This window comes from Nonomuraea sp. LPB2021202275-12-8 (assembly GCF_037044575.1).
GTDB lineage: Bacteria > Actinomycetota > Actinomycetes > Streptosporangiales > Streptosporangiaceae > Nonomuraea.
Genome location: NZ_JBAHWD010000112.1, coordinates 1 through 1,637, shown reverse-complemented (window position 1 = coordinate 1,637; position 1,637 = coordinate 1). Strand labels below are relative to the sequence as shown.

2 protein-coding genes are annotated in these 1,637 nt (G+C 67.7%); both read left to right on the top strand.

Translation table 11 applies throughout. The features are described 5' to 3' along the window. Positions 1 to 736, top strand: a 736-nt coding sequence (locus V5E28_RS48920) for an IS5 family transposase (RefSeq protein ID WP_336217178.1), incomplete at its 5' end; no start/stop codon positions are given. Between the two features lie 41 nt (positions 737 to 777). Further along, the coding region (locus V5E28_RS48915; RefSeq protein WP_336217177.1) for a serine/threonine-protein kinase at positions 778 to 1,637 on the top strand (860 nt) is incomplete at its 3' end.

The following is a 1,637-nucleotide window of genomic DNA, read 5'->3' as shown; positions in this document are numbered from 1 at the left end:
CACCGGAGCACCCGCCCCCACCGACCTGCGCGACATCTTCAACGCGATCCTCTACCTCAACCGGACCGGCATCGCCTGGGCCTACCTCCCGCACGACTTCCCGCCCCACGGCACCGTCTACTCCTACTACGCCGCCTGGCGTGACCAGGGCATCTTCGCCCAACTCAACTACGACCTCACCGGCCTGGCCCGCGCCAAAGACGGACGCGACCCCGAACCGACCGCCTCGATCATCGACACCCAGACGGTCAAGACCTCCACCAACCCTCCCATCAGCACGCAGGGCACGGACGCCGCCAAGAAGATCGTCGGCCGGAAGCGGAGCGTCGCCACCGATGCCCTCGGCCTGCTACAGGCCGTCACCGTATGCGCCGCGTCCGTCTCGGAGAACCAGGCCGGCATTCAGGTCCTGAACCAGGCCAAGGCCGACCACCCGACGATTACTCTGACCTGGGTCGATACCGGCCTCAAGAAGCAGTTCGCCGACCACGCCGCCATGCGCGGCGTCCACGCCGAGGTCGTGCACCGCGACCCCGACACCCGCGGATTCCACGTCCTTCAGCGACGCTGGGTGATCGAACGCACCCTCGGCTGGCTGATGCTCCACCGGCGCCTGGTGCGCGACTACGAGACCCTGCCCACCAGCTCCGAAGCCATGATCCACATTGCCATGATCGACAACACCAGCAAGCGCATAACGGGCGAGGCGACACCAACATGGCGAGGAACGTACTAACGCAAACGGGGGCAAACCAAATGCCCTCTAAGATCCTCTTCATGCAGCCACTGCGCCAGGGGGATCCGACAGCGCTGGGCCCCTACATGCTTCTCGGTTTCCTCGGGGAGGGCGGCCAGGGCGCCGTCTTCGCCGGGCGGGCACCCGACGGCACCGCCATCGCGGCCAAGGTCCTGCACGCCCGCTTCGCCGGTGACACCGCCGCCATACAGCGCTTCCAGCGTGAGGTCGAGCTGGCCCGCCGGGTGGCCCAGTTCTGTACGGCACGCGTGCTCGACGTCGGATTCGCGGGCGCCGTGCCGTACATCGTCTCCGAACTGGTCGAGGGCGTCTCCCTCCAGCAGGCCGTACGCACGCGTGGCCCCTTGACCGGCGACGATCTGGTACGGCTCGCGGTGGCGACCATGACCGCGCTGATCTCCATCCACCGGGCGGGCATCGTGCACCGCGATTTCAAGCCTTCCAACGTGTTGCTGGCCGCTGACGGGCCCAGGGTGATCGACTTCGGCATCGCCAGAGCGCTGGACGCCTCCTCCGTTACCGCCAGCAGTGTGGTGGGCTCGCCCGGCTACATGTCGCCCGAGCAGATTCGGGCCGAGCAGATCGGGCCCGCCTCGGATCTGTTCTCGTGGGCCGGGACGATGGTCTATGCCGCCACCGGTTCGCCCGCCTTCGGCCTCGACTCCATCCCTGCGGTCATGCATCGGGTGCTCAACATCGAGCCTGACCTTCGGGCCATCGGTGAGCCGCTGCATGACGTGCTGACGGCGTGTTTTCAGAAGGATCCCGCGCTGCGCCCTGACGCCCAGACGGCCTGGCACGCGCTGATGGATGGCTCCCCAGCCGCCGCACCCGTGACGCCTCCCCGGGACAGCGTGCCCGGCAACAACTCTCACAGGGA